Origin of the sequence: Haloarcula sp. Atlit-120R (assembly GCF_003665885.1) — an archaeon.
GTDB classification, from domain to species: domain Archaea; phylum Halobacteriota; class Halobacteria; order Halobacteriales; family Haloarculaceae; genus Haloarcula; species Haloarcula taiwanensis.
Map to the genome: position 1 here is coordinate 542,044 of NZ_QPLN01000001.1, position 25,991 is coordinate 568,034.

At 65.3% G+C, this 25,991-nt stretch carries 25 protein-coding genes; 11 read left to right on the forward strand and 14 right to left on the reverse strand.

Translation table 11 applies throughout. The features are described from left to right. Nucleotides 1-92 precede the first annotated feature (92 nt). From DVK01_RS02835 to DVK01_RS02845, 3 genes are all read left to right on the forward strand, one after another. Nucleotides 93-734, forward strand: coding sequence for a helix-turn-helix domain-containing protein (locus DVK01_RS02835; RefSeq protein ID WP_101350796.1), 642 nt, complete (start codon nucleotides 93-95; stop codon nucleotides 732-734). Between the two features lie 122 nt (nucleotides 735-856). Further along, on the forward strand, nucleotides 857-2,446 hold the full coding sequence (locus DVK01_RS02840) for an oleate hydratase (protein WP_101350797.1): 1,590 nt from the start codon (nucleotides 857-859) through the stop codon (nucleotides 2,444-2,446). A 54-nt stretch (nucleotides 2,447-2,500) separates the two neighbouring features. Then, a complete protein-coding gene (locus DVK01_RS02845; protein WP_121535317.1) occupies nucleotides 2,501-3,877 on the forward strand; it encodes a hemolysin family protein in 1,377 nt (458 codons plus the stop codon). A gap of 8 nt (nucleotides 3,878-3,885) precedes the next feature. On the opposite strand, the gene eis is transcribed toward DVK01_RS02845, so the two are convergent. Then, complete coding sequence (gene eis, locus DVK01_RS02850) at nucleotides 3,886-5,076, reverse strand: enhanced intracellular survival protein Eis (protein WP_121535319.1); 1,191 nt, start codon at nucleotides 5,074-5,076, stop codon at nucleotides 3,886-3,888. A gap of 78 nt (nucleotides 5,077-5,154) precedes the next feature. Then, nucleotides 5,155-6,219 carry a Brp/Blh family beta-carotene 15,15'-dioxygenase gene (locus DVK01_RS02855; RefSeq protein ID WP_121511548.1) on the reverse strand — a complete coding sequence of 355 codons (1,065 nt, stop codon included), beginning with the start codon at nucleotides 6,217-6,219 and terminating at the stop codon, nucleotides 5,155-5,157. A 148-nt stretch (nucleotides 6,220-6,367) separates the two neighbouring features. On the opposite strand from DVK01_RS02855, the gene DVK01_RS02860 reads away from it, so the two are divergent. Both DVK01_RS02860 and hpt read left to right on the forward strand, forming a co-directional pair. Continuing rightward, complete coding sequence (locus DVK01_RS02860) at nucleotides 6,368-7,891, forward strand: NAD(P)/FAD-dependent oxidoreductase (protein WP_121535321.1); 1,524 nt, start codon at nucleotides 6,368-6,370, stop codon at nucleotides 7,889-7,891. Between the two features lie 107 nt (nucleotides 7,892-7,998). Continuing rightward, complete coding sequence (gene hpt / locus DVK01_RS02865; protein ID WP_101350802.1) at nucleotides 7,999-8,547, forward strand: hypoxanthine/guanine phosphoribosyltransferase; 549 nt, start codon at nucleotides 7,999-8,001, stop codon at nucleotides 8,545-8,547. Nucleotides 8,548-8,563: 16 nt separating this feature from the next. Here the strand turns inward: hpt and DVK01_RS02870 are convergent, their stop codons facing one another. Continuing rightward, complete coding sequence (locus tag DVK01_RS02870; protein ID WP_121535323.1) at nucleotides 8,564-8,863, reverse strand: hypothetical protein; 300 nt, start codon at nucleotides 8,861-8,863, stop codon at nucleotides 8,564-8,566. Between the two features lie 111 nt (nucleotides 8,864-8,974). On the opposite strand from DVK01_RS02870, the gene DVK01_RS02875 reads away from it, so the two are divergent. Both DVK01_RS02875 and DVK01_RS02880 read left to right on the forward strand, forming a co-directional pair. Then, entirely contained in the window at nucleotides 8,975-9,391 is a 417-nt protein-coding gene (locus tag DVK01_RS02875) for a disulfide bond formation protein B (protein ID WP_121511545.1), read from the forward strand. 63 nt (nucleotides 9,392-9,454) lie between these two features. Further along, on the forward strand, nucleotides 9,455-10,486 hold the full coding sequence (locus DVK01_RS02880; protein WP_101350805.1) for an aldo/keto reductase: 1,032 nt from the start codon (nucleotides 9,455-9,457) through the stop codon (nucleotides 10,484-10,486). Nucleotides 10,487-10,675: 189 nt separating this feature from the next. Here DVK01_RS02880 and nth read toward each other — a convergent pair whose 3' ends face one another. The 4 genes from nth to DVK01_RS02900 form a co-directional block, all read right to left on the reverse strand. Then, entirely contained in the window at nucleotides 10,676-11,488 is an 813-nt protein-coding gene (gene nth / locus DVK01_RS02885) for an endonuclease III (RefSeq protein WP_121535325.1), read from the reverse strand. Between the two features lie 438 nt (nucleotides 11,489-11,926). After that, on the reverse strand, nucleotides 11,927-14,392 hold the full coding sequence (locus DVK01_RS02890) for a DUF5059 domain-containing protein (RefSeq protein ID WP_101350807.1): 2,466 nt from the start codon (nucleotides 14,390-14,392) through the stop codon (nucleotides 11,927-11,929). 78 nt (nucleotides 14,393-14,470) lie between these two features. Continuing rightward, nucleotides 14,471-15,247 (reverse strand): S-adenosyl-l-methionine hydroxide adenosyltransferase family protein, encoded by a 777-nt coding sequence (locus DVK01_RS02895; protein WP_101350808.1) that lies wholly within the window; start codon nucleotides 15,245-15,247, stop codon nucleotides 14,471-14,473. Next, complete coding sequence (locus DVK01_RS02900; RefSeq protein WP_121535327.1) at nucleotides 15,247-15,813, reverse strand: nicotinamide-nucleotide adenylyltransferase; 567 nt, start codon at nucleotides 15,811-15,813, stop codon at nucleotides 15,247-15,249. Before DVK01_RS02900 ends, DVK01_RS02895 begins: the two co-directional genes overlap by 1 nt. Before the next feature lie 170 nt (nucleotides 15,814-15,983). Between DVK01_RS02900 and lonB the strand changes: the two genes are divergently transcribed. Both lonB and DVK01_RS02910 read left to right on the forward strand, forming a co-directional pair. After that, nucleotides 15,984-18,113 (forward strand): ATP-dependent protease LonB, encoded by a 2,130-nt coding sequence (lonB, locus tag DVK01_RS02905; protein WP_101350810.1) that lies wholly within the window; start codon nucleotides 15,984-15,986, stop codon nucleotides 18,111-18,113. Further along, nucleotides 18,114-18,935, forward strand: coding sequence for a CPBP family intramembrane glutamic endopeptidase (locus tag DVK01_RS02910; RefSeq protein ID WP_101350811.1), 822 nt, complete (start codon nucleotides 18,114-18,116; stop codon nucleotides 18,933-18,935). Here the strand turns inward: DVK01_RS02910 and DVK01_RS02915 are convergent. The 3 genes from DVK01_RS02915 to DVK01_RS02925 form a co-directional block, all read right to left on the reverse strand. Further along, entirely contained in the window at nucleotides 18,932-19,435 is a 504-nt protein-coding gene (locus DVK01_RS02915) for an MGMT family protein (protein ID WP_121535329.1), read from the reverse strand. The two genes, DVK01_RS02910 and DVK01_RS02915, sit on opposite strands and share 4 nt — an antisense overlap. A gap of 16 nt (nucleotides 19,436-19,451) precedes the next feature. Continuing rightward, nucleotides 19,452-20,453, reverse strand: coding sequence for a glycerophosphodiester phosphodiesterase (locus tag DVK01_RS02920; protein ID WP_101350813.1), 1,002 nt, complete (start codon nucleotides 20,451-20,453; stop codon nucleotides 19,452-19,454). A 111-nt stretch (nucleotides 20,454-20,564) separates the two neighbouring features. Beyond that, nucleotides 20,565-21,578, reverse strand: a complete 1,014-nt coding sequence (locus DVK01_RS02925) for a deoxyhypusine synthase (RefSeq protein WP_121535331.1) — start codon at nucleotides 21,576-21,578, stop codon at nucleotides 20,565-20,567. 133 nt (nucleotides 21,579-21,711) lie between these two features. Between DVK01_RS02925 and DVK01_RS02930 the strand changes: the two genes are divergently transcribed. After that, the gene (locus DVK01_RS02930) at nucleotides 21,712-22,404 is read left to right on the forward strand and encodes an AzlC family ABC transporter permease (RefSeq protein WP_101350815.1); all 693 of its coding nucleotides are present in this window, start codon (nucleotides 21,712-21,714) and stop codon (nucleotides 22,402-22,404) included. Continuing rightward, nucleotides 22,394-22,723, forward strand: a complete 330-nt coding sequence (locus DVK01_RS02935; protein WP_101350816.1) for an AzlD domain-containing protein — start codon at nucleotides 22,394-22,396, stop codon at nucleotides 22,721-22,723. Before DVK01_RS02930 ends, DVK01_RS02935 begins: the two co-directional genes overlap by 11 nt. On the opposite strand, the gene DVK01_RS02940 is transcribed toward DVK01_RS02935, so the two are convergent. The 4 genes from DVK01_RS02940 to DVK01_RS02955 form a co-directional block, all read right to left on the reverse strand. Then, entirely contained in the window at nucleotides 22,724-23,287 is a 564-nt protein-coding gene (locus DVK01_RS02940) for a SprT-like domain-containing protein (RefSeq protein WP_101350817.1), read from the reverse strand. A gap of 4 nt (nucleotides 23,288-23,291) precedes the next feature. After that, nucleotides 23,292-24,059, reverse strand: a complete 768-nt coding sequence (locus DVK01_RS02945; protein WP_101350818.1) for a Nif3-like dinuclear metal center hexameric protein — start codon at nucleotides 24,057-24,059, stop codon at nucleotides 23,292-23,294. 51 nt (nucleotides 24,060-24,110) lie between these two features. Continuing rightward, on the reverse strand, nucleotides 24,111-24,845 hold the full coding sequence (locus DVK01_RS02950; RefSeq protein WP_121535333.1) for a hypothetical protein: 735 nt from the start codon (nucleotides 24,843-24,845) through the stop codon (nucleotides 24,111-24,113). A 118-nt stretch (nucleotides 24,846-24,963) separates the two neighbouring features. After that, nucleotides 24,964-25,950, reverse strand: a complete 987-nt coding sequence (locus tag DVK01_RS02955; RefSeq protein ID WP_121535335.1) for an alpha/beta fold hydrolase — start codon at nucleotides 25,948-25,950, stop codon at nucleotides 24,964-24,966. Between the last annotated feature and the right edge of the window lie 41 nt (nucleotides 25,951-25,991).

Consider the following 25,991-nt stretch of genomic DNA (forward strand, 5'->3'; position numbering starts at 1 on the left):
AGATGTTCGTCGAACGACTCCGATACCGGCGGTCAGTTTCGGCGCGTGAGAATCCCCAGTATGCCTTTATTTCGGTCGGCTGAATAATACACATGAGCGTCATCTGTGAATTCGAGTTGCAGTCCGCGGATATGCCGCTCTGTGCGGTCGCCGCTGAGCTGAACACCCGATTGATCGTCGACAACGTCGTTTCCGGGACGACCGACGAGCCGGCACTCGTGTTCTCTGCGACGGGCGTCGAACCGGACGCGCTCGAATCGGCATTGCTCGGCGACGAGTCGGTCGTGGAGTTTGTCGCCATGGACTCGGCTATCGTCGAGTCGCGGTATCGGGTCGTCCTCGATACGGATTACGTCGAGATGTACACCCAGCTCGTCGACCGGCAGACGTATCCGATGGGTGCGCTCGTGACCGAGCACGGGTGGAAGGTGAGCACACAGTTCGCCGACCGAGCGGACCTCGAAGCGTTCCGTGACGCCTGTCAGTCAAGCAGTGTCACGTTCCGCCCGCACCGGCTCTGTGAGACGGAACACGGCGGCGACGACTACGGACTCACCGCCCCGCAACGAGAAGCACTACTGGCAGCCAACCGACAGGGATACTTCGCCGTCCCCCGCGAGGCAGACCTGTCGGAACTCGCGAGGGAACTCGACGCGACCACGTCCGCCATCTCGGAGCGCCTCCGTCGTGGAACGGACCAGTTGATCGACCACACGATTGCCAGTTCCGAATAGTGACAGCAGCCCGGTCAGAGCGGAGCTGTTCCGGTGAGATACCCCCTCTTATAAATTGCTGTACATATGTTGGCAACCGTTAGGGCTGGGACTTGTGTAGGACTACATGACGGTGATTCAATATGACTGGCCACCAGCACCCACACGTCACTGACCGCGACGCACACTTCGTCGGCGGCGGTATCGCCTCTCTCGCCGGCGCGGCGTTCCTAGTACGGGACGGCAACATGCCCGGCGAAAACATCCATGTCTACGAAAAGCTGGACGTCGTCGGTGGCGCGATGGACGGTGCCGGCGACCCGGAGGAGGCGTACCTGATCCGGGGCGGCAGGATGTTCAACTATCCGACGTACGAATGTACGTGGGACCTCTTCGAGACGATTCCGTCACTCGAAGACGACTCGCGGTCGGTCAAAGACGTGATGGACGAGTTCAACGAAGCGCACCCCTCGTACGCGAAAACGCGGCTGATGCACGAGGGCGAGCGGATCGACGCGGGCGAGTACGGACTGACGAGCCAGCATCGACAGTCGATAGCTCGGTTGCTCCTCACGCCCGAACCGCGACTCGGTGACACGCGCATCGAGGAGTGGTTCGACGAGTCGTTCCTGGAGACGAACTTCTGGTACGTCTGGGCGACCATCTTCGCGTTCCAGCCGTGGCACAGCGTCGCCGAAGTTCGGCGGTACATGTACCGGTTCCTCCACGAGTTCCCGCGCTTGCACACCATGGAGGGCATCGACCGGACGAAGTACAACCAGTACGACTCGATGATTCTCCCACTCCGGCGCTGGCTCGAAGACAGGGGCGTCTCCTTCGAGTACGGCCACGAGGTGACCGATATGGACATCGTCCCGTCGCGGACGGGGCGCACTGTCGAGCGGCTCTACTGTGAGACCAACAGCGGCACCGAGTCGGTCCCCGTCGAGCCGTCCGACCTCGTGTTCGTGACGAACGGGTCGATGACCGACGGTTCGTCTATTGGCGGGATGGACGAGGCCCCAGAGCTGAACGAGACCGGGGCGTCGTGGGAGCTGTGGAAGTCCATCGCCGAGGACAATCCACAGTTCGGCAATCCGTCAGTGTTCGCCGATAACGTCACGGAGACGAAATGGGAGTCGTTCACCGTTACCCTGCACAACACCGACTTGTTCGACCACATCGTCGATTTCACCAGCGAGGAACCGGGCAACGGGCTCGTCACCTACCTCGGGTCGAACTGGCTGTTGTCGACGGTCGTCGCCGCACAGCCCCACTTCGCGAACCAGCCGGACGACGTGAAGGTCTTCTGGGGCTACGCGCTGTTCCCGGACCGCGAGGGGAACTACGTGGAGAAACCGATGTCCGAGTGTACCGGCCGGGAGATCCTCCAAGAGCTGTGTTACCACCTGCAGTGCGAGGACCGGCTCCCGGAGCTACTCGACGACGTGACCTGTATCCCGGCGATGATGCCGTTCATCACGGCGCACTTCCAGCCCCGGGAGCCCGGTGACCGACCCGAAGTCGTTCCTGACGGGTCGAACAATCTGGCGTTCCTCGGACAGTACGCCGAACAGCCGCGGGACGTGGTGTTCACTGTCGAGTACTCGGTCCGGTCGGCGATGACCGCCGTCTACGAGATGCTCGATCTCGACCGGGAGGTGCCTCCGGTGACCAAACACTACCGGAAGCCGGGTGTCATCGCAGACACTGTCCGTGCCGCGTACCGCTGAGAAGCGAGCGCGGTACGGACGCGGATATTCCAGTATTTTAGTGCGGTGACGGAGATGGGTGTGTGTGTACATATCGACGCGCCCCGCCTGGAGGGTTCGATGGTAAACCTCGCGCTTTCTGCGGCGCAACTCTTCGTAGCGCTGGTGCTCGTGGGACTGAACGGCTTTTTTGTCGCCGCTGAGTTCGCTTTTGTTCGCGTTCGCGGCACGTCGGTCGAACAGCTCGCCGACGAGGGGCGGGCCGGCGCAGGCTCGCTTCAGGCAGTGATGGCAGACCTGGACAACTACCTCGCAGTGACCCAGCTCGGCATTACGCTTGCTTCGCTGGGGCTGGGATGGGTCGGTGAGCCCGCCGTCGCGGCGCTGCTGGAACCTGTGCTGGCTCCGCTACTGCCGGAGAGCCTCCTCCACCTCGTGGCGTTCGCAGTCGGATTCAGTATCATCACGTTCCTCCACGTCGTCTTCGGGGAACTCGCGCCGAAGACGTTCGCAATTGCCCGGACTGAGCGGCTCTCGCTGCTGCTCGCACCGCCGATGAAGCTGTTTTACTACCTGTTTTACCCCGGTATCGTCGTGTTCAACGGCTCGGCCAACGCCTTTACGCAGTTGCTGGGTGTCCCGGCGGCCTCGGAAACGGACGAGACGCTCGGCGAGCGTGAGATACGCCGGGTGCTGGCTCGGTCTGGCGAGGAAGGGAATATCGACGCGGCGGAGGTCGACATGATAGAGCGCGTGTTCGACCTCGACGATACTGTCGTCCGGGAAGTCATGGTCCCGCGGCCCGACGTTGTGAGCGTGCCGGCCGACGCCACACTGTCGGATATCCGGGCGGTCGTTCTCGACGAAGGACACACCCGCTATCCGGTGGTCGAAGCCGACGATAGCGATCAGATCGTCGGGTTCATCGACGTCAAGGACGTGCTGCGAGCCGGCGAGGAAGGCACCGAGAACGCGACTGCCGGCGACATCGCCCGCGAGATACCGGTCGTCCCGGAGACGACAGCTATCAACGACCTCCTGTTGCAGTTCAGGCAGGACCGCCGGCAGATGGCCGCGGTCATCGACGAATGGGGGTCGCTCGAAGGCATCGCGACCATCGAGGACGTGGTCGAGGCCGTCCTCGGCGACCTTCGCGACGAATTCGACGTCGACGGCCGCGAGCACGCCATCCGCAAGCAAAGCGACGGGAGCTACGACGCCGACGGCGGCGTCCCGCTGTCGACAGTGAGCGAGGCTCTCGGTGTCGACCTCGACAGGGACGCGGTCGAAACCGTCGGCGGGTTGGTGCTCAGTCAACTCGACCGCGCCCCGGAGGTCGGCGACACCGCCGAAGCGGGCGGATACGTGTTCGAAGTAACGAGCGTCGACGGCACCCGCATCTCGACGGTTGTTATCAGTAACGGCGCTGACGACTCACCGTCGGCCGGGTAAGCGACCGCTCAGAAGAACTCGCCTAGGTAGACGGATTCGGACTCGAAGACGTCCGCGAGCGGATCGCGAGCGGACGCGTCCCGTATCTCCAGCCCGGCCAGGCGTTCAGCGGCAGCGACCCCGTGTGTTCCGACCGCCAGTTGGGAGAGCGTCCCGATGTCGACGGTCACGTCGGCTGGCGAGTCGGCAGGTGAGAGCGGGTCGACCGTCGCGGTCCCACCGCTCACAGACAGTCGGAACAGGCCGTCGTTGCGGTCCAGCAGCGGGTCGCTGACCGAGAGCGTACAGTCGAGGTCGCCCCCGGGCCAGTCGAGACGTTCGAGGTACCCAACGTCGGTAAGCCGAACCATCGGCCCGGCCTCGACCGTGCAGTCGACCGCGCCGGGGTCGTCGACGCGATGGAGAAGGTCGGCGTCGGGAGGCAACTGGAGCGTGACGCGCTCGACCTGCGCGCCGTGATTCCCGAGGAACGCAAGCAGTGCGCGGCGGGCCTCCTCGTCGACGGCCGCGAAGTTCGAAACCGAGAGCGTGTGGGCAGCATCGTCCGCGACGGTGTACATGAGATAGCCACGGAGGTCGCCGTCGCGTTCGTAGCCGTAGCAGTACGGGACGCCGTCGCCGTCCCAGTCGGCGAGCGTCCGCTCGCGCCACCACGCCTCCGAGCGGCGGAGCGAAAGCGCCGTCCCGGCGGCTGCAACAGACTCGACCCGACGGAGCCGCTCCCAGTCGTCGGCGTCGAGGCGGACCAGCTGCCCGGCAATGGAGTGGTCCGGGAGCGCCGACGGCGGCAGGTCGAAGCGGCGGTAGGTGTTCGCCGTCCCCCAGCCCAGACGGCGGTAGAACGGGGTCGAGAACGGCCAGAGGGTGACGAAGCCGGCCTCGGCCTCGCGGTACTCACGCAATGCGTGCCGACAGAGGTCGGCGGCGTATCCCTGCCCGCGGTGCTCGGGCGGCGTCGCGACCGCGCCGAGGCCACCGACCGTCGCCGCTTCGCCGCGAACGGTCGTGTCGAGATAGTACAGTTTGCAGACTGCTCGAAGCGTGTCGCCGTCGTAGAGGCCTCGCTGGTCGAACAGCGATGGCGGCCAGTCGCCGTCCGGGTCCGGCGTCACCGGACCTGTTTCGGGCGTGAACGCGTACTGGAGTATCCACTGACAGGCCTCGCGGTCGGTCGTCGGGATGGGGCGGAACTCGGACATACTGTCCCGGGTGTCCGCCAGCTACAGAAATCTAGTCATCTGCGGGTCGGTGTCGCAGTCCTTCGCGGGAGTGGGCCGTCACGGCACGTACCAGATACCTCGGCCCCGATCGAGGAGTGACCCGACAACGATGTGCGGGAGCGCGACGATACTGATGAACATACTCCAGAACGCTACCGCGCCGGGAAGCGCGTTGCCCGTCCCCAGCGGGTTCGGGAACGCCCAGTAGACGGCGACAAGGACGCCGAAAGTGGCAAGCGCCCCGACGACGAGGACGAGCCAGGCGCGCAGTGCGACGGTCGAGGCATCCGCGCCGCCGAGCAGGTCCCAGCGCTCGTCCCCGACCGGTTCTGTCTCGACGGACGCCGTCCGCGCCACCTGCCGGGCGGAGTACCAGAACGGGAAGTACAGGCCGACGGCGACGAGGACCGGCACGAACGCGAAGTACGCCGCCAGCAGGACCGACTCTCCGGCGTCGACGAGCCAGGAGCGGCCGCCGCCGCGCACGTAGCCCAGCACGATATGCGCCGTCAGGGCGAGTCCGTACCCCGACCCGATGACGAGCCGAGTTGTGTCGAATGACCCTGCGTACGACGAGAGGGCACCAGGTTCGACGAGGCCGACCATCAACGAACTGAACGCGTGGAACGTCTCCGGCCAGAACACGATCGGGACGAGCATCACTGCGCCACCCCGGACGGCCGCTGCCAGACCACGCTGGAACCGGGTCTGGAGATGGGCGGTACCGCTCGTGGCCTCCAGCACCTGCAGGCCGCCGAGGCCACCCTTCGCCATGGCGACGGTCAGCGCCAGCGCGAGGCCGGCGACTGGCGCGGCGAGGAACAGGCCGACGAACCCGCCGATAGCCGCCAGATACACCGCGACGTAGCGCCAGCGAAACGATGGGCGACGGCGGCGGAGGTTCTCGAAGTGCTCGTAGCCGCCGTGGGGGAGATTGAGCGCGACCATCCCGACGAGGTACACCACCATCTGGGCCCGGAGCGGAACTCTGACCTCGGCAGCGCCGAGGAGCCCGAACGTGACAGCGAGTACCAGCAGGCTCGCCCGAGAGAGCAGGAGCGACGGATGGCGGTCGGTATCCCGATGCCGCTGCCAGAGGGACTCCAGGCCGGTCGTTGCCATATCGCGAGCTAGGGAAATATTCACAATAAACGAAACAAGCGATTCCAGAGAACTGGGAACGGCCCAGTGGATTAATGATGACAGTGTCTGTTGTGAGGTCCTGAGAATCCAGACAACCCTTTTTCAGCAATAGTCGCTAGCGCTTGTTATGCGTGATGCCCTCTCACAGGACCGGACGGTGACCGTCGTCGGCGGCGGCTTCGGCGGCCTCTCGGCGGCGTGCTACCTCGCCGACGCCGGGGCCGACGTGCGACTGCTCGAACGCCACGACCGTCTCGGCGGCCACGCGGGCGTCCTCGAACGCGACGGCTTCCGGTTCGACACCGGCCCGTCGTGGTACCTGATGCCCGACGTGTTCGAGCGGTTCTTCGGGCACTTCGACCGCGAGCCGAGCGACTACTACGAACTGGAGCGGCTGGACCCCCAGTACCGGGTGTTCTGGAAGGACGGGGACCGCGTGACGATGCGGCCCAACCGAGAGAACGCCCGTGAGGTGTTCGAGTCTTACGAGGACGGGGCCGGCGACGCGCTGGCCGAGTATCTCGAACGGGCCGAACAGAACTACGACCTCGCGATGGACCGGGTCGTCTACGAGGGCCGCGAGCGCCTGCGGGACTACGTCGACACCGACCTCCTCCCGCTCGCGCCGCGGGCGCGGCTGTTCGGCTCGATGGACGACTACGTCAGCCGCTACATCGACCACCCAAAGCTCCGGCAGTTGCTCGAATACACGCTGGTGTTTCTCGGCGGGGCCCCGTACAACACGCCGGCGCTGTACAGCATCATGAGCCACGTCGACCTGAACATGAACGTGTTCTACCCGGAGGGCGGCATCGCCGGCGTCGTCGACAGCCTCGGGTCGCTCGCCCGCGAACTCGGTGTCGATATTCAGACTGGGACCGAGGTCCAGCACATCGCCGGCGAGGCGGGGGCGTTCGAACTGACTACCGAGAACGGCGTCGTCACCGCCGACCTCGTGGTCAGCAACGCCAACCCGGCCTACACCGAGCAGAATCTGCTCGACGCCGCCGCACGCGACCACGACCCCGAATACTGGGACGACCAGACCTACGCGCCGTCGGCGTTCATGCTGTATCTCGGCGTCGAGGGGAGCGTGGAGCCGCTGGCCCACCACTCACTGGTCCTGCCGACGGACTGGGACGACCACTTCGAGCAGATATTCGACCGGCCAGCGTGGCCCGACGAGCCCGCGTATTATCTCTCTGTCGCGTCGCAGACCGATGAGACGGTCGCTCCCGATGGCCACCACGCCGTCGTCGTCCTCGTCCCCATCGCGCCGGGGCTGGACGACGGTCCCGAGGTCCGCGAAGAATACCGGGAGTTCATTCTTGACGACCTCGCCGAACAGACCGGCGTGGACCTCCGCGACCGCATCGTCGTTGAGGAGACGGCGTGTGTCAGCGAATTCGCAGACCGCTTTGGCGACCCGCAGGGGACGGCGCTCGGGCTGGCCCACACCCTGTTCCAGACCGGACCGCTCCGCCCCGGCCACCGCGCCGGCCTGGACGGGCTCTACTACACCGGGGCCTACACGACCCCCGGCATCGGGATGCCGATGTGCCTCATCAGCGGCGAACACACCGCCCGGGACGTCATCGAGGACAGCCCCTTCGAGACGGCGGGGGACCGCTCGACCTCGACGGCCGACTGACGCCGCGACCGAGTGGCAGTTCGTGGGCCGGCTCACAGTGCGCTATCGCGGCACACACCACGCCGGAGCCTCGAACGGTTTATTGTCCCCCTTCGGGAAACGGAGGCATGGAGAAGCTTCGCGAGTCGCTGCACGAGGCCCCGATAATCGACAAGGACGGGTACTCCTACCTGGTCCACCCGCTCAGCAACGGCGTGCCGATGCTGGAACCGGAACTCCTCCGCGAGGTCGTCGTCGGCGTGACGCGGGCAGCCGACCTCGACGTGGACAAAATCGTCGCGCCGGAGGCGATGGGCATCCACATCGCGACCGCGCTCTCGCTACAGACCGATATCCCGCTGGTGGTCATCCGCAAGCGCTCCTACGGCCTCGACGACGAGGTCCCGCTGCACAAGACCACCGGCTACTCCGAGTCGGAGATGTTCATCAACGACATTGAGGCGGGCGACGACCTGCTCATCGTCGACGACCTGCTCTCGACCGGCGGGACGATGGCCGCCATCTGCGAGGCGCTGGACGGCATCGGCGCGAACATCTCCGATATCGTCGTCGTCTTCCGGAAACAGGGCGAGTCCGCGCTGGACGACACCGACTACGAGGTGACCAGCCTGGTCGACATCTCGGTCGACCAAGACGGCGTCACAATCCACGACTGAGACGCCGGGCGGCTACCTACCCCTGTTCGACGGCGGCCATGTGCTCCCGAGCCTCCTCGGGGGTCATCCCGCGGACCCCGCACACACAGGAGAGCAGTTCGGGGTCGGTCAGGTCGTCGACCTCCTCGGCGCTGGCCCGTTCGAGCGCGTCCTCGGCGGCGTCGTAGTCGAAGGTCACCCGATACGTGACCTGTGCCACGCCCTCGATGCGGTGGGTCTCGTCGGGGTCCGGGTTCGCGATGGCCTCGGCGTGTTCTTCCTGCATCGCCGATTTCCACTGTTCGAGGTTCGCCTCGGGGTCCGAATCGTCGGGCATACGCTGGCTGTCGGCGGCAGGAGTGAAAAAGCGAGCGCTGGCGCTCCGACCAAGCGGGAGCCGAGAAAGGCTCTCGGAACGCTTTTTTCGGCGGCCGCCGCCGGCTTTGCTGTGGCCGACCCGCGCTCCGCCTTCGACCGACCTCGGCTCCTGCTGGCCGCGGCGACAGCCGTCGCTGCCGTCGCGACGGCCGGCAGCCTCTATCTCTCGCTGGGACTGGGACTGACGCCCTGCCGGCTCTGCTGGTACCAGCGGATCCTGATGTACCCGCTGGTGGTCGTCCTCGGCGTCGCCGCCGTCGAGAACCGCCCCGGCGTCGTCCGGACGGCGCTGCCGCTCGCGGTGCCGGGGGCCGCCGTCGCGGCCTTCCACTCCTGGCTGCAGGTGAGCCAGACGACCTGCGGCCTCGGGGCGGTTAGCTGCGCCCAGATACAGTACCGGGTACTCGGCCTGACCGTGCCGAACCTCGCGCTGACGGCGTTTCTGCTGGTGACCGGCCTGGTCGTCGCGGCGTCCGTGCGGTCGTAGGAGTACCGGACGGCCCTCGCCGGGACCGCGCCCCTTTTTCGGGTCGCCCGACGTGGCCCCGATATGGAGTACACCAGACTCGGTTCGACCGGGACGACGGTTTCACAGCTGTGTTTCGGCACCTGGCGCTTCGGGCGGGAGACCGGCGGCGTGGTCGAGACCGACCGCGAGCAGGCCCACGACCTGCTGGACGCGGCCTGGGAGCGGGGCATCAACTTCATCGACACCGCCAACGTCTACGGCAACCCCAACGGGACCAGCGAGGAGTACATCGGGGAGTGGCTCGAGGACTACGACCGGGAGGACTTCGTCATCGCGTCGAAGGTGTACTTCCCCTTCGACGGCCGCGGCGAGCCCGGCCCCAACGACTCCGGCCTCGGTCGCAAGCACATCCGCGCCCAGATACAGGGCACGCTTGACCGCCTCGACACGGACTATCTGGACCTCTATTACATCCACCGCTGGGACGAGCACAGCGACATCGAGGAGACGCTGTCGACCCTCGACGACCTCGTTCGCTCGGGCAAGGTCCACCACCTCGGCGCGTCGACGATGGCCGCCTGGCAGCTGACCAAGGCCCTCTGGAAGAGCGACGTCGAGGACTACGAGCGCTTCGAGGTGACACAACCGCTCTTTCACGCCGGCTACCGCGACGACGTGAAAGACTACCTCGACGTGTGCGCCGACCAGGACATCGCGGTCTGCCCGTACTCGCCACTGGCCGGTGGCTTCCTCACCGGCAAGTACGAGCGCACTGACGACGACGACCCGACGGCCTTCGAGGGGCCGGAGGGCGCTCGCGGCTCGCTGTCCGACCGCTTCGAGGACTTTTACCTCTCGGAGCGTGGCTGGCACGTCCTCGATGAACTCCGCGCGGTCGCGGACGAACTCGACGCCACGCCCGCCCAGGTCGCGCTCCGCTGGCTCATCGAACAGCCGGACATCACCTGCGTCCCCATCGTCGGCGCTCGCACCGCCGACCAGCTCGACGAGAACGTCGGCGCGACCGACATCTCGCTGTCCGACGAGCAGTTCAACCGCATCGTGAGCGCCCGCTACGCCGAGGACGGCGAGCGCTGGGGCCACCGCGAGTAACTGCTAGGGAGTGTATTCTCAGTCCGGTTCTCTTAGATCGTCCCTTCTAACGGCCAGAAAGCCCCCGCGCTATCGGGCTTCCGCGACTCGCTGCGCGCTTCACTCGCTACGCTCGTTCCAGTGCTTGCTTCGTCGGGGTTCGCCGATAGCGCGGCCCCTTTCAGTCCCACCCGTAGCCGGGTGGCTAAATCACTCTACTTCAGCGGGGTCGACGACCTCGCCGGAAGCCGGATACACGCCGACCTGGTCGCAGTGGCCCGCCAGCGGGCAGGCGTCGGGGTCGTCCAGACAGGCCGGCTTGCGGGCGCTACAGTACTCCCGGCCGAACTGAATCATCGCGGTGTGGCCAAAGCCGCACTTCTCGGCGGGCACGTCCCGCTCCAGGTACTCGCGGACGGTCTCGTGGTCGGCGTCGGCCGGGGCCAGCCCCATCCGGCGGGCGATGCGGTGGACGTGCGTGTCGACGGGAAACACGCCGCCGCGGCCGCCGGCGAACAGCAGAACGCAGTCGGCGGTCTTCGGGCCGACGCCGTTCATGTCCAGCAGCGCCGACCGTACCGTCTCGGGGTCGCCCTCCCTGACGAACTCGTCGAAGCCGTCCTCGCCGCTGTACTCCTCGCAGATACGCTGGGCGAGGGCGACGATGCGCTCGGACTTCTGGTTGTAGAGTCCGGCCGAGGAGATGGTTTCGGCGAGTTCGGGCTGGTCGGCGTCGGCCAGCGTGCGGGCGAGGTCCCCGTCGTCCGACTCGTCCCTGTACCGCGCCATCAGCTCGTCGTGAGCGGGCTGACTTGCCTTGTCGGAGGTGTTCTGGCTGAGTATCGTTCGGACGAGACATTCGAAGGCGTCCTGGCCGCCGTAGGTCTTCTGCCAGTACAGGTCGCCGAGGCGGTCCACGACGGCTTCGGCCCGCGTGCCCGCCGTCTCCGGGTCGAACGTGGCCGACCGACCGCCGCCAGCGGCCCCACCGCTGATGTTCTCCGCTGGTTCCTCGTCGCTCATAGTCGATGTCAGGGCTGGCGAACCCAAAACGCCTGTCCCGAAATTCCGGGACCAGTTCAGATTCGTCGGACACCGGTCGCTAGGAAGAATCGGTGTTCCAGCGTGGTCCACAGTAAAGGACCTGAAATGGGGCGTCCTTGGGGCGAGACGCCCACGGGACAGACACGAAAAGCTCGTGGCGCGCGGCGACGGGCTATGCCCACGGTGGTCGTCGCCGCGAAAGATGGTCGAGACTGACAGGTCAGTCTGCGGGCACGGCCTGGGCTCTCACCTCCCGTCGGGCGGCGTTTGCGCGGACGACAGGGACGGCAGTACCCGACTCGCTACGGCGACAGATATCCCGCCTCGATGTGGCCTGTTCGTCCGGCATACAATTATTTAGGCTACCCTAAAACACAAAAAGCCATCGGTTTCTAGGCGGACCAAAAAAGGTGTCAGTTATTCCTCGACGACGACGGTGCCAACCATCCCCGCGGCCTCGTGTGGTACACAGAAGTAGCCGTGCTCGCCGGCCGTTTCGAACGTGTGAACGTAGCTCTGGCCGGACTGAACAGCCCCCTTACCGTTCTCCCAGCCCTCGCGTGCGGCCGACTCGGTTTCGAACCCGCCGGAGGCCCAGTAGGTCGCATCCTCCGGGAGTTCCTCTTCGTATGCGACGACGTTGTGTGCCTCGCCACCGGCGTGTTTCCAGGCGACCTTGTCGCCGACGCTGACGGTGAGTTCCTCTGGATTGAACGCCACGGCCTGCATGTCAACGACGTGGTCGGCATCCTCTGGAACGCCTTCAACGACGTTCGGGCCGCCGGACAGTGACGATTCGGTTTCCTCGGACGCCTCGCCGCCGTGGCCGCTGGAACCGCTCGGGGCGCTGTCGACAGCGCCGACGACGGCGAAGGCCGCAGTTCGGGCGGCGTCTGCGAACGCGGTCGCGCCGTCGGTCGACCCGCTCTCCAGGCCGGCGACATAGTCGTTCAGCGCGGCCTCGTAGCCTTCGTACGCCGCCGCGTCCGCGTTCTCGAGTTTGTCGTGTACCGCGGCGTTCTCGAAGGTCGCGAACACGTCGCTGACGATGCTCGCGGCCGCGGCACCGGTCTCGCCGCTGCTCGACCCGACGACGGCCGTCACCGATTCGATGGCCGCGCCGTAGAACGTCTTCGCAGCCGCGTACACGTCGCCACCATCGTTCGCAGCGGAGATGACGCCCCCGAGCGCTTCGTCCTCAAAGCGGTGATACAGGTCCTCATTCGCTTCTTCCAGCGCCTCGTGGTAGCCGGCGGCCCCGGATTCGAAGAACGCAAGCGCCTCCTGAGCAGTCGACGCCGCGCGGTCGGCGTTCCCGAGCGTGCTTGTCGCCGCCGCGTCGAATGTCAGGCCGGCCATGTATGTCGCGCCGGACCCGCTGGCAACGGCGGCGCTGTGAGCCGACTCGAACTCCAGCAGCGCCGCGAGGACACCGTCGTGGTGGGTGCCGACCGCGTCGTCCTCGCCGTTCTCGTAGGCCGACTGGAGCCCCGCCAGGTGCTCTTCCTCGAAGCGGTGATAGAGGTCCTCGCTGGTCTCCTCCAGCGTCTCGTGGAAGTCCAGCTGGTTCTTCTCGAACCGGCCGAAGAGGTCCGAAACGAGCGTCGCCGCCCGGCTCGCCTTGCCCTGGCGGTACAGTTCGCGTGCGTCGGCGAAGCGGGCTCTGAAGAAGCCCGACTGGAGGACCGGCGCGTTGCCCCCGGCCAGCGCCTCGATGCCGGCGACGAGGTTGGTGTCGACGGTCTCGACAGCCGACGCGACGCCCTCGGTGTTCTCATTCTCGATGGCCGACGAGAGGTCCGACAGACCGGACTCGAACGCTTCGTAGGCCTCGCCGTCCGCCTCTTCGAGGGCGTCGTGGGCGGCCGCACTTTCGAAGTGAGCGAACACGTCCTCGACCATCGTCGCCGCGGTGTCCAGCTCCCCGGCACGGGCCAGCCACCCAGCGTCGTGGACACGAGCCCGGTACGTGTTCAGCGTCGTCGCGTGGGCGTAGTCAGCCCCGGCACCACCGCCTGCGGCGAGCGCGGCCGCGTCCCAGCCGCGGGCCTGCATCGTTGCGAGGTGGCCCGCGCCGGCGACTGACTCCTCCTGAGCCAGCGCATACGCGCCCGAAACGGTCGCATCGAGCGCGGCACGGGCCTGTTCGGTGACACCGCTCGCGTCTTCACTACCCGCAGCGGAACTGATGCCAGCCAGTGCGCTCTCGAAGGCTTCGTACGACTCCGCGTCCGCCTCCTCAATCTGACTGTAGACCAGTGCGTCCTCGAACGCGGTCATCGTCTCCTCCGCGATAGTGGCGGCCCCCTCGAAAGCGCCCAGGGTCCCGGCCATGGCGGCATTGCTCGCCCGGCTGCCCAGCAAGAGCAGGTCCAGCACTCTGGTAGCCCGCTGTCCGGCAGCGGCCTGCTGGGCCGTCTGGAGGTGGCCTGACGCCTCGTTGGCGGCCGACGCGGCTCCGGACACGTCGCTCTCAGACAGCGACGACTGGACCGCGCCGAGTGCCTCTTCGAACCCCTCGTATGCTGCCTTGGACGTAGATTCAAGCTGTTCGTGGGCACCGTACTCACCGGACGCGCCCTCGAAGCGGGCGAAGATGTTCTGTGCGATGGTCGCCCCGGCACCGGGCGCACCGGCCCGGCCCAGCGCGACAGCATCGTACAGCCGCGCCCGATAGACATTCCACTCAGTCGCGACAGCGGTCATCGGCCCGACCGAAACGCCGCTTTCGCCGCTACTGTCTGTGCCTGCGGTCGCTTCCTGTGCTGTCGTTTCGGTGTTCGCCGCCGTGTTCGATTCTGACGACCCCTGGCTGGGACACCCGGCAAGCAGTCCCGTCGCAGCGATCCCCACTGTCTTCAGCAAGTCACGTCTCTGTGGCATACAGATGATTAGGGTGGCCTAAAAGACTTAACACCACCGATATTTTGGCGTCCCTAAACCACGAGAAGTAATGCGCTCTTACAGCGAGAGGTCCACACTATCCCCGGTACTGACACCGAACGCTTCGTCGCCGCGACCGCGGTTGACGGCAAGTTCGACGTTCCCGTGGCTGCCGACGGTGACGAGTCGCTGCCCACGGTCGACGGCGGCGTAGGCTCGGCGGACAGGAGCCTCACCGCCGTCGACTGCGGCCGTCCCGCCGAACCGCTTTGCGAGGAGCTCGCCGGGAATGTTCGTCACGGCGTTCCCGAAGTCATCGACGACGAGCACCTCGCCGGTCGCCCCGTCGCTCTCGACAGCGGCCTCCGGAAACCGGAGGTCGACGTAGTCGTCAGTCGGGGCAGTTTCTGGCCGCGCTTCGAGGTTGTCGACGCCGGTGTCGTGGACGGACGCCGCGGCAGGCGCGAACACGTCCCGCCCGTGGAATGTCGTACTCGCCGGGTCGTCGTAGTCCCAGGTGAACACCTCCAAGTCGTCCGTCCCGTCGGTCTTGTCGTCGGCCAGTTCACGGGCGACCGGCAGGAGAACGCCGTTATCCGGACCGACAAGCGCGTGCTCGCCTGCGCGAACGACGAGGGCGTCCCGGTCGGTCCCGACACCCGGGTCAACGACGACACAGTGGACTGCCGGCGGGAAGTACGGGAGCGTCTGCGTGAGCCAGAAGGCCGTCGCCCTGACATCCTGCCGTGGAAAATCGTGGGCAATGTCCTCGATACGGGCGTCGGTGGCCCGGCAAATGACTCCTCTCATCGCTGCGGGGTACGGCGAGCCGAAGTCGGAACTCAGCGTAATCATCAGTCGTCGAGGTCCTCGATGGACTTCTCGACCGACTCGCCGGCGGCGGCGTACCGTTCGAGCGAGTCGGTGTCGGAGACGTGCTGGAGGCGCTTGATGCCGTGAATCTCCTCGATGACCTCGACAACCGACGGCGGGACGCGGTCGCGCCATGACTCGTCGTCTATCATGCGCTGGCGGATTTCGCTGCCCTCCAGCCGGTCGCGGTCGAACATCGGTGACTGGCGGACCTCGATGCCGGCCTCCTCGAACAGGCGGACGACAAGCGGGTTGTTCGAGTAGGCCACGTCGAAGTCCGGACACATGCTCTCGACGTGGCTCACCCAGACGGCGTTGCGGTTGATATCCTCAAGTGGGACAACGTAGGTCGTCAGGTCGTACTCCGCGACGGCCTTTGTGATCATCATGATCCGCTCACCGGCCGTAAAGGGGTCGTGTGTGGTATGTGAATCGTCGGCGCTTCCGATACCCAAAACGAGTTCGTCGACCTCCTCCGAGATCCGCTCAACCATCGAGTGATGGCCGTTGTGGTAGGGCTGGAAGCGACCGATGTAGAACCCACGCATATTCCTCAGTGGGTGTGGTGGTTTGATAAACCCGACGACGCGGTACTGCCGGAATACAGCCCCGCCCAATTCGGGCGCTGTACTGCGTTTTCAGGGGTGTTGCAACAACCGACACGGGGAGAAAGTATATCAGTCGACAGGCCTTCCGTGAGTATGTTAGCAACGTTTGTATGAGCGACAACACCGACACCGACGCGACTCCCGACCCTGATCGGGAGGCATCCGACGCTGGGGAGGAAGAGGCGTCGACTAACGGGGCCAAACAGGACCCCGACGAACCTGCCTCTGACCCCTCAGCCGACGAGCCATCCGACCCGTCCGAGGACCGATGGGGCGGCGAGGGAGAAACGTCCGAAACGACACTCGGAAGCGATGTCCAAGTTGACGGCGAGTCCGATCTGGAGGGAGACGAGGAGAACCTCCTCGGCGGTCTCGACATCGAGTCGACCGCCGACATCGAAGTCCCGGACCGACTCGTCGACCAGGTCATCGGGCAGGACCACGCCCGTGACGTGATCAAGAAGGCGGCCAAACAGCGCCGCCACGTGATGATGATCGGCTCCCCCGGGACGGGGAAGTCGATGCTGGCAAAGGCGATGTCCCAACTGCTTCCGCGGGAGGAACTGCAGGACGTTCTTGTCTACCACAATCCCGACGACGGCAACGAGCCGAAAGTTCGCACCGTCCCCGGCGGCAAAGGGGAACAGATCGTCGAGGCCCACAAGGAGGAGGCCCGCAAGCGCAATCAGATGCGGACCTTCCTCATGTGGATCATCATCGCTATCGTCATCGGCTACGCCCTGATCCTCGTCCAGCAAGTCCTGCTGGGGATTCTCGCGGCCGGTGTCATCTATCTCGCGTTCCGCTACGGCTCGCGTGGCAGCGACGCGATGATTCCGAACCTGCTGGTCAACAACGCCAACCAGAAGACCGCGCCCTTCGAGGACGCGACCGGTGCCCACGCTGGCGCACTGCTTGGCGACGTGCGTCACGACCCGTTCCAGTCCGGTGGGATGGAGACGCCGAGCCACGACCGCGTCGAACCCGGCGCGATCCACCAGGCCAACAAAGGCGTGCTGTTCGTCGACGAGATCAACACGCTCGACATCCGCAGCCAGCAGAAGCTGATGACGGCCATTCAGGAGGGCGAGTTCTCCATCACGGGCCAGTCCGAGCGCTCCTCTGGCGCGATGGTCCAGACCGAACCCGTTCCCTGTGACTTCATCATGATCGCCGCGGGGAACCTCGACGCGATGGAGAACATGCACCCCGCGCTTCGCTCCCGTATCAAGGGATACGGGTACGAAGTGTACATGGACGACACCATCGAGGACGACCCCGAAATGCGACGGAAGTACGCACGCTTCGTCGCCCAGGAGGTCGAAAACGACGGGCGGCTCCCGCACTTCACCGAGGAGGCCGTTCAGGAGGTCATTCTGGAGGCTCGGCGTCGTGCCGGCCGTAAAGGCCACCTCAGTCTGAAGTTCCGTGATCTGGGCGGACTGGTCCGCGTCGCCGGCGACATCGCCCGTGCCGAGGACCGCGAACGCACCGAGCGTGCCGATGTCCTGCAGGCCAAACGACGCTCCCGGTCCATCGAGCAACAGCTCGCGGACAACTACATCGAGCGCCGCAAGGACTACGAACTCACCGTCAACCAGGGCGACGTTGTCGGGCGCGTCAACGGACTCGCCGTCATGGGCGAGGACAGCGGTATCGTCCTCCCCGTGATGGCCGAGGTCAGCCCGTCACAGGGCCCCGGCCAGGTCATCGCCACCGGACAGCTCAAGGAGATGGCCGAAGAGGCCGTCCAGAACGTCTCCGCGATTATCAAGAAGTTCTCCGACGAGGACATCTCCGAAAAGGACGTTCACATCCAGTTCGTGCAGGCCGGTGAAGGCGGCGTCGACGGCGACTCCGCATCTATCACCGTCGCAACCGCGGTTATCTCCGCGATAGAGGACGTTCCGATCAAGCAGAACCTCGCCATGACCGGCTCGCTGTCGGTCCGGGGCGACGTGCTCCCGGTCGGCGGTGTCACGCACAAGATCGAGGCGGCCGCGAAGTCCGGCCTCGATACGGTCATCATCCCCGAGGCGAACACGCAGGACGTGATGATCGAAGACGAGTACGAGGACATGATCGAAATCATCCCCGTCTCGCACATCTCCGAAGTGCTGGAGGTCGCGCTGGCCGGCGAAGCGGAGAAGGACTCGCTGGTCGACCGCCTCAAGTCCATCACGGGCAAGGCCCTCGATCACGAGGTCGGCCGGCAGAGCGGCAGTCCAAGTCCCCAATAAATGCCCGAGTGGGCCGCGTTCGTCGGCCTGACGGGGTTTCTTTTAACCGCACTGCTCGGTCTCGCACGACTCTCACAGGGAGCCGTACGGCCCGACGGCGGCGTCTCGTCCACAGTCGACAGCGTTTCGATGCCCGACGGAGATCCGACCATCCCACGCTTCGAAACCCAGCGGGCCGCGGCCCAGCGGCGGCAGATGCGCGACACGCTCGCGCCGAGTGACCTCTCGACCGGGGCGTTGCTCGCCAACGTCGCATTCACGCAGGGGCTGTTCGGTGTCCTGCTAGTCGCCGGGGCGTTCTACTTCGAAATCCCGGCCAGTGCGTTCGGTATTACTGCGGACGCGCTCTCGACTGGACTGCCGGCGCTAGCTGTCGGTATCGGCGCGGGAGTCGGGTTCTGGATGGGCAACGAACTCGCCGCCGCGCTCGCCGACGGCTTCGGGGTCGCCTTCGACGAGTCGCTGCGAGAACTGCTCGCCCCGGACTCGGCCGGCGGCTGGATTGTACTGCTGGGCGGTGTCCTGCCGGTCATCGCTATCGTCGAGGAACTGCTGTTCCGGGCGGCGGCTATCGGCGTCCCCGTAGCTGGCCTCAACGCACCGGCGTGGGCGATGGCTATCGTCGCCTCCGTCGCCTTCGCGCTGGGCCACGGCGCACAGGGTCGTGTGGGAATCGTCGTCACCGGCACGCTGGGGCTGGGACTCGCCGGCCTGTTTATCGCGACAAACAGCTTCCTCGCAGTCGTCCTCGCCCACTATCTCGTCAATGCCCTCGAATTGATTGTCCACGAGGGGCTTGGCGTCGACCGGCTCTGGGTCTAGAGCCCCTCGATAGCGCGGAGCTTCTGCTCGACGGGCGGCGGCGCGGCACTCGGCCCGTCGCGAACCCGATGGTCCGGAATCAGCAGTGGCACGGGGTTCGCGGCCAGTGCCTCCCGTACCTGTGTGAGGTCGGCCTCGTCGTCAGCGTCCAGATCCGGTGTCATGCGAGCGACCTGTGCGACGGAGGCGTCCTCGCCGTAAGGAATCTCTCGAATGGCTTCGAGCACTGTGCGCTGGTCCGTCGGGACCGTGAGGCCGACGGTGACATCTGCGAAGTCGTCTTCGGTCCCCTGAAGATACTCGTCGATACGGTCGAGCAGGGCGTGGTCCTTGCCAGCGTCGGCCTCCGGCTGCGACGGAAACGACAGCGAGATGATCCGGTCACCGGCTTCTCCGAGCTGGACGTACCGGTCGAGATACGACGACTCGCGGGCGTAGATTCCTGCGTCCCCGGTCGGTGCTTCCATACTAGCGATGTCGGCCGGTCGCCTCTTCAACATTCGGCATCGGCGTTCGTCAGTCCTGAACCGAGAGCACGCTGGGGTAGTCAGAGATGAGCCCGTCCACGCCGGCCCGCACCAGCTCCCGGGCCTGATACCACGTACTAACTGTCCAGACGTTCAGGTCCCGGTCTTCGTCGGCAGCGATGTCGACGAGGTCGATGTCGCCTAAGTCGGATTCGATGTAGCTGTCGTCGTTGAAGGAAGGCGTGCCCTGAACCATGTTCCGGGGGACGTTCATCGCGTCGCAGTCGTAGCGGCGGGTGACCTCAAGCCCCTCCTCGATGCTATCCCAGAACAGGAAGGCGACGGGGACCGAGTCATCGTAGTCGCGGACAGTCGCAACTGCGGCCTCGTAAAACGACGAGACGAGGATATCGTTGTCGTACTCGCTGGCGAGGTCAAGCGCGCGCTCGGTGTAGGGTCGCCACAGCTCTTTCTGTGTCGACAGCGTCTGGTCCGGCAACGACTCGGCAAAGCGGAGGTCACTGCTGCCGGGGTTCTTGAACTCCAGATTGACGGCAACACTCGGCGGAATCGAGTCCATGACGGTTTCGAGCGTCGGAACCGTCTCCCCAGTGCCGAGAACGGTCGCGCTGGTCACGGTATCGGTGTCGGTCTCGAAGACGAGTCCCTCAGTGTCTGTCAGACCGCGTTCGCCGCCGTCGCGTTCGGCAAGCCCGTTGTCGTGGAAGGTGACCAGCGTGCCGTCGGCCGTCGGCACGACATCAACCTCAATCATGTCGGCGCGCCGGTGGGCCGTCTGCGTTCCCGGCCCGCCGAACGAGGCCGCCTCGACCGCCAGTTTCGTGTTCTCCGGGTAAACACCGGCAAACCCGCGGTGGGCGATGAGAGTCGGCTCGTCAGTCATCGCTTCGTGCTCGCTGTCGTCCGCGTCACTGGTGGCTGTTTCAGTACCATCCGATTCCTGAGACGTTGCGCTCCCCACGAGCCCCGCGCTTGCCAGTGTCGCTGCTGTCCCGCCGACAAACGTCCGCCGACCGATGTACTGTGACATGGTACGTACGGCTGGCGACCGGTCGTGAAAGACCGTTTATATGAGATATATATGTCTCTCAGTAGACGTATCCAGCGGCAATCAGGGCTGTAGCCGCCCCCGTCATAGCGATCACGCGTCCGTACTGTGGCGCTCACGGGCCGCGGCCACGACCAGTGGAAGTGTAATCGTCGCGTCAGCATACACCGAGACATTCCGGGCGTCCTTTTCAAGTTTCCCCCACGAGCGGGCCTCATCGAGCGTGGCACCGGAGAGACCGCCGGTGTTCGAGGGGTCCATCGTCAGCTGGACGGCGTAGTCGTAAGCGTCGGGCGAGACGAGCATCGTCTGGAGGACGTAGTTCTTCGGGACACCGCCGCCGACGACCATCGCGCCGGCACTGTCAGCCTCGTACGCGATATCCGTAATCTGTGTCATGTCCGCGAGTGCGTCGACCGTGAACTCGCTGGTCTGGGAGTACATCCACGCTTGCAGGCCCAGCACTGAGTCCTGAAACGCCGGACAGTACACCGGCACGTCGTTCTCGTAGGCCGCCGCCAGCACGCCAGCGTCCTCGGGCACGTCCTCGCGCTCGTTGACCGCGGCGTTTGCCCGGCCGAGCTCCTCGGTCATGTGCTGGATCGAAACCGCACCTTCGTCTTCCAGCGTCGAGAACACCTCGTCCCGGAGGTGATTCTCGAACAGGGCGAAATGCTCCTGTGGGAGGTAGACGTTGTAGATGCGGTCGACACCTTCGTCCCGGAGCGTCTCGTCGTGTTCGCGCTCAGTTCGGCCCTCAGGCGTGACCTCGCCGTGATGGTGCTTGCCGCCGATGGCCTCGATGGTGTCGTGGGTGCAGTTTGCGCCCGTCGTGACCAGCACGTCGATGTGCCCGTCGCGGATGAGTTCGCTGACGATGGCCCGCATTCCGGTGGGGACCATCGCGCCGGCCAGTCCGAAAAAGGTCGTCACATCATCGTTGAGCATCTCGCTGTAGATGTCGACGGCCTCGTGGATGTCGCTCGCGCCGATGCCGGCTTCGCCGTAGCTGTCAGCCAGTTCGCCGACGGTCATTCCGGCCCGGGCCTCTGCGTGCCCGATGGGGTCGTGATGGAACGTCTCTCGCTCGTCGGTGTGGTCGCTCATTGCTGTGCAGTCGAGTGCGGGTGGGTTTCAACGTCGTGGTTCGTCACGGTTAGTGCGGATTATGTGTTGATTTGTCGTCACATGCCGCAGCTGAAACGGAGGGCTTAGACACCCCTGTGTTGGATAGCACGCTATGGATACTGCTGCGTTCAGGCGCGGTGTTCGGGATGTTGCGCCGCTTCTACTGGGTATTATTCCGTTTGGTCTCGTTGCCGGCATCGCGACAGTCAACGCCGGACTCGGACTGCCAGCCGCAGTCGGGCTGTCGGTGGTCGTCTTTGCCGGCGCATCACAGCTCGCGGCGCTTGAACTGCTGGGACAGAACGCGCCGCTGACGGTTGTTGTCGCGACGGCCGTCGTTATCAACCTCCGATTGCTGATGTACTCGGCATCCATCGCGCCGTACTTTCGCGATTTCACCAGCCGGTGGAAAGCGGTGCTCGCCTACGTGCTGACCGACCAGGCGTACGCGCTGTCGGTTGCCAGCTACCGGTCCGACAGGGAGACGGACCGGAAGTGGTACTACCTCGGCGTCGCCGTGACGCTCTGGGCCGTATGGCAAGTCACGACCATTGCGGGGGCGCTGCTCGGCACTGGCGTCCCCGACGCCTGGGGCCTCGAATTCGCCATCCCGCTTGTCTTCCTTGCGATACTGGTTCCGGCAATCGAAGACGCGGCGACCGGCATCGCCGCTGTCGTCGGTGGCGTCGTCGCCGTCGTAGGCGCTGGGCTCCCACTCAATCTCGGACTGCTCGTCGCGTCCGGCGTTGGTATCACTGCTGGCGTACTCACAGAATCCGTCACGGGAGGAACCGATGGCGACTAACTACGGCCCGGTTGAGATCGCTGGCGTAATCGCCGTCATCGGCGTACTGACGTACGCCTGTCGGCTCTCCTTTATCGCGCTGTTCGGTCGGCTCGACGAGATTCCGCCAGCCGTCGAGCGAGTGTTACGGTTCGTCCCCGCTGCCGTTCTCGCGGCACTTGTCCTCCCGTCGTTCGTGACCCTCGATGCCAGCAGTTTCGCCGCGGACAAGTTCGTCGCCGGCGCGCTCGCGGCCGGTGTCGCCTGGCAGACCGAGGACGTGTTCGCGACAATGGTGACCGGAATGGGCGTTCTCTGGGCCATCAGGTTCCTGCTGTAATCAGCCCAATTTCAGCGAGGCACCACAGCAGTCAGAGCGGTACTGCTGGCGTTGCTCGACAAGCTTGCAGTCTTGATAGCGGCGGGCGACGAGGCCGCCACACGCCCCGCAGGAGAGGACGTACTTCGGGTCGGTGAAGACTGGACAGTGGACATCAGCAGCAAGCCGGTCAGCGCGCTCTCGAAAGGCTCGGCCGTGGTCAGTCGTCCCGTCGCGCTGGTACTGCTCGACGTGGATGAGTTCGTGGCGCAGCGTCATCTCCCAGGTGTCCCTGTCAAAGGTCGAGAACGCGTCCCGGGTCAGCGACACCGTACACCGGAGCGGGCGGCCGTCGCTCCCGTCGATACTGCTCCAGTCGTATCGCTCGCCAACGACGGCGTCGTCTAGCTTTGGCCGCTTGACCGCAGCGGCTCGGCGCTTGGCCCGGTGTGACACCTCCCAGTCAACGAGGTCGAACCGAACGGAAACACCATACTCACTGCGGACTCGCTGACAGTACCCCCGTGACCAGGCGATAAGGTCCGAATCGGATTTGATACCTTCGTACGAAACAGTCTCGGCCATCGCCTCAGAGGCCAGTCGGGCAGTCGATATAGGTTGTCTCAAGCCCCCAGTCCTCGGCGACAGTCTGGAGCGACTGGACGCCGAACGTCTCCGTCGCGTAATGGCCGGCGAGAATGACGTGGATTCCCTGCTCGCGCGCCTCGTGGAAGGCCTTCTGTTTCCCCTCGCCGGTGATGAGCACGTCAGCGTCCGTCTCGACTGCCTCCTGCAGCCAGTCGACGCCGCTGCCGGTGACGATGGCGACATCCTCGACAGTCGACGGCCCGAAGTCCAGTACCTGCACTGATTGCCCGCCGGTATCGACATTTCCTTCGAGGGTTTCGGCGAGTTCGGAGATCGTCTGTGGTTCTTGCAGGGAGCCACGCTGGCCGATGTGCTCGCCGCCCATCGACCCGAACGGCGCGCGGTTGTCGAGGTCCAGCAGGTCCGCGACGCCGGCGGCGTTGCCGAGCGACTGATGGCCGTCCAGCGGGAGATGCGCGACGTACAGCGCGAGGTCGTTGTCGACCAGCGGTGCGACCCGGCGGTAGTTGGTGTCCGTCACGCGCTCCATCCCGCCCCAGACGATGCCGTGGTGGGTCACGAGCAGGTCAGCACCCGCGTCGGCGGCGCGGTCGATGGTCTCGACGGCCGCATCGACTGCGAAGGCGACGTGCTCGACCGGCTGGCTCGCCGGCCCGACCTGCAGGCCGTTCGGACTGGCGTCGATGTCGGCGTAAGCCTCGGTGTCGAGTCGGTCGTCGAGACGCGTCGCGATGTTGCCTGCGTTCATACCGCCGGCTTCGAGATGGCCGGTGGTATGCTTTTCTCTACCGGTGTCTGGCTATCCGTCCGATTCGACCAACCGGCCCTTGTCCTGCCCGATGAGGTCCCGGTCAACCGCGGCATCGATGATGGCGTCGAACTGCTCACCGTCGATGTCGTAGGCGTTGACCGCGACTTCTCGGATTTCCCCTCTGTCGACCGGCATCTCACGGTTCTGGAGCAAGCGCATCACTTTGTTGTACTCCAGTTTCGTCAGCGAGGGGCTGTCGTCGCTGTCCGCACCGCGATCAGTGTCTCTGGTTTCAGTGGTAGCCGGTGCGTCATCGGTCTCAGCCGACTCCGCCGTTTGCGTGTCCGTGGTGTTCGGCGCGACCGTGTCCGTCGCATCCGACTTCGTCGCCGTGTCCGCCGTCTCAGCCGACTGCGACGACTGTTCCTGCCCTGCCGAACTCGCGCTGTCGGCACCCAGCAGCGAGCCGTCATCGGTCGGCTCAACCGCGCCGTCAGTGGGCTTCGGTTCGTCGGTCGTCGGTGTTCCAGACTCGTCCAGCAGTCCCGGCTGCTCGTCGGTCCCAGCATCGCCAGCCGGTTCCGCTGTCTCGCGGGCATCTGCCTTCGCTGCCTCGACGGCCGGTTCGACGATAGTTGCGAGCTTCTCCCGGCAAGTCGAACAGAGAACGACAGTGCCCTGCTCCTCAGTGCCCGGGTCCAGCGATTTCGGGATAATCGGATATTCGGAGAGCGAAACGTCGAGGGCACCGCCACAGAAGTAACACGACGATAGCTGGTCCATGCTCGCAAAAGAGATGGCCTGTTTACTAAAAGACTCCTTGGTGTATCGACACCCGGGCTACTAGAGACGGGCATGACAATCGAAACAGGACTGGGGCTGGGTCGTTGTATACATTGTGCTACTTTGCATACTCTTGTCCATCGAAGAACGCGCGAACCAGTTCTGCGACTTCGGAACCGGGCTCCAGCCACGGCGTATGGCCGTGTCCCGGAAGTTCGTGGAACGCGGCGTTTGCCATCTTTTCGGCGACGGGACGGCCGACAGTTGGTGACCAGAAAGCATCCTCCGTACCCCAGACGAACTGCGTCGGACGGTCTATTCGCCTGATTTCGTTCCGGATGTCAAAGAGGGGGTGTGCGCGGCCGTACGACCCCTGTGCAGTCGCCAGCGACCGCTGGCTTTCCTGCCGCCCGGGTAGGTCTTGGCCGGCGGCAAGCAGTTCGTAGAACACGCCGGGTATCGCTACGGTGTCGACAACGTTGACTCGCTTCATCGACTGCCTCGCGTTTTCCACCGGGTCGCCGCGGGTAAGCAGCCACAGCAGGACTCTGTTGAGACCGCGAACCGTCAGCAGTCGAAACAGGAGCGGAAAGGCCCGCGAGACGCCGCCCGGTGCGCCGACCAACTGCAGGCGGTCCACGCGGTCGTGGTCGATAGCCAGCAGGAACGCCTGGAGGCCGCCGTGGGAGTTGCCGACTACGTGTGGTCGGTCGATAGCGAGCGCATCGAGCAGTTCCAGCAGGTACGCCACAAGAAACGACCGGAGGTTCCGGTTCCGGTAGCTCGGAGCGGCCGAAAGGCCGAGCCCGGGTCGGTCGGGAGCGTACACGCGGTACTCGTCAGTGAGCGAAGGGAACAGCGGCAGCCACGTCGCCGCCGGCGTTCCGACGCCGTGAAGGAGCAGCACGGAATCGCCGTCCGGGTCCCCGCCGACGAGATAGTGAACGCGACCCGCCGCCTCCGTCTCGGTTATTCTGGACTCGACGCCGAGGTCGTAGTGATCGGTGAGGCGGGCCTGGGCGTCCGCGTAGCGTCGCTCGGCCGGATGAGGCCAGTCGTCTGGCGACAGCGCACGGCCCTCGGGAACTGTGGTACCACCACTCATACTCGAACTGTCCGGCGCCGTCCGCATCAGTCTACCGCGGC

Coding starts and splice junctions, on each gene's coding strand:
- DVK01_RS02910 (WP_101350811.1), top strand. CDS start 18,114: ATGCCCGAGTGGGCCGCGTTCGTCGGCCTGACGGGGTTTCTTTTAACC.
- DVK01_RS02955 (WP_121535335.1), bottom strand. CDS start 25,950: ATGAGTGGTGGTACCACAGTTCCCGAGGGCCGTGCGCTGTCGCCAGAC.
- DVK01_RS02945 (WP_101350818.1), bottom strand. CDS start 24,059: ATGAACGCAGGCAACATCGCGACGCGTCTCGACGACCGACTCGACACC.
- nth (WP_121535325.1), bottom strand. CDS start 11,488: ATGAGCGACGAGGAACCAGCGGAGAACATCAGCGGTGGGGCCGCTGGC.
- DVK01_RS02845 (WP_121535317.1), top strand. CDS start 2,501: ATGGGTGTGTGTGTACATATCGACGCGCCCCGCCTGGAGGGTTCGATG.
- DVK01_RS02925 (WP_121535331.1), bottom strand. CDS start 21,578: ATGAGCGACCACACCGACGAGCGAGAGACGTTCCATCACGACCCCATC.
- DVK01_RS02940 (WP_101350817.1), bottom strand. CDS start 23,287: ATGGCCGAGACTGTTTCGTACGAAGGTATCAAATCCGATTCGGACCTT.
- DVK01_RS02895 (WP_101350808.1), bottom strand. CDS start 15,247: ATGATTACGCTGAGTTCCGACTTCGGCTCGCCGTACCCCGCAGCGATG.
- DVK01_RS02840 (WP_101350797.1), top strand. CDS start 857: ATGACTGGCCACCAGCACCCACACGTCACTGACCGCGACGCACACTTC.
- DVK01_RS02880 (WP_101350805.1), top strand. CDS start 9,455: ATGGAGTACACCAGACTCGGTTCGACCGGGACGACGGTTTCACAGCTG.
- DVK01_RS02915 (WP_121535329.1), bottom strand. CDS start 19,435: ATGTTGAAGAGGCGACCGGCCGACATCGCTAGTATGGAAGCACCGACC.
- DVK01_RS02855 (WP_121511548.1), bottom strand. CDS start 6,219: ATGGCAACGACCGGCCTGGAGTCCCTCTGGCAGCGGCATCGGGATACC.
- DVK01_RS02950 (WP_121535333.1), bottom strand. CDS start 24,845: ATGGACCAGCTATCGTCGTGTTACTTCTGTGGCGGTGCCCTCGACGTT.
- DVK01_RS02835 (WP_101350796.1), top strand. CDS start 93: ATGAGCGTCATCTGTGAATTCGAGTTGCAGTCCGCGGATATGCCGCTC.
- DVK01_RS02890 (WP_101350807.1), bottom strand. CDS start 14,392: ATGCCACAGAGACGTGACTTGCTGAAGACAGTGGGGATCGCTGCGACG.
- eis (WP_121535319.1), bottom strand. CDS start 5,076: ATGTCCGAGTTCCGCCCCATCCCGACGACCGACCGCGAGGCCTGTCAG.
- DVK01_RS02935 (WP_101350816.1), top strand. CDS start 22,394: ATGGCGACTAACTACGGCCCGGTTGAGATCGCTGGCGTAATCGCCGTC.
- DVK01_RS02930 (WP_101350815.1), top strand. CDS start 21,712: ATGGATACTGCTGCGTTCAGGCGCGGTGTTCGGGATGTTGCGCCGCTT.
- lonB (WP_101350810.1), top strand. CDS start 15,984: ATGAGCGACAACACCGACACCGACGCGACTCCCGACCCTGATCGGGAG.
- DVK01_RS02870 (WP_121535323.1), bottom strand. CDS start 8,863: ATGCCCGACGATTCGGACCCCGAGGCGAACCTCGAACAGTGGAAATCG.
- DVK01_RS02860 (WP_121535321.1), top strand. CDS start 6,368: ATGCGTGATGCCCTCTCACAGGACCGGACGGTGACCGTCGTCGGCGGC.
- DVK01_RS02900 (WP_121535327.1), bottom strand. CDS start 15,813: ATGCGTGGGTTCTACATCGGTCGCTTCCAGCCCTACCACAACGGCCAT.
- hpt (WP_101350802.1), top strand. CDS start 7,999: ATGGAGAAGCTTCGCGAGTCGCTGCACGAGGCCCCGATAATCGACAAG.
- DVK01_RS02920 (WP_101350813.1), bottom strand. CDS start 20,453: ATGTCACAGTACATCGGTCGGCGGACGTTTGTCGGCGGGACAGCAGCG.